Raw genomic sequence first — 221 nt, 5'->3', positions numbered from 1 at the left:
ATCAAGTGTTTAAGGTTTTTAGTGAGCGAAGACTTCCGCCCCCGTTGACCAACCTTTCGTTCGAAGTCAGATTGCGCTAGCTCAGCCTGATACTCACCATTTAGTCGGTGAAGTTCGTTAAAAATCGTGGTCTTACTAAAGCCTAAGTAGTTAGCGATGTATCGCAAGGAACGTCCTTCATTATGAAGCGTTTCAATGACAACGCGGTTCTGGAATGATAA

The 221-nt window shown here is 43.9% G+C and carries 1 protein-coding gene; it reads right to left on the bottom strand.

Going from position 1 to position 221, the window contains the following annotated elements; all coding sequences use genetic code 11:
• Positions 1-221: helix-turn-helix domain-containing protein (locus tag FD34_RS08340; protein WP_157046887.1), on the bottom strand; the 221-nt coding region annotated here is incomplete at both ends.

Origin of the sequence: Limosilactobacillus pontis DSM 8475 (assembly GCF_001435345.1) — a bacterium.
Taxonomy (GTDB): Bacteria; Bacillota; Bacilli; order Lactobacillales; family Lactobacillaceae; genus Limosilactobacillus; species Limosilactobacillus pontis.
The sequence above is the reverse complement of the archived record's forward strand: the minus strand, read 5'-3'. Positions and strand labels throughout refer to the sequence as shown.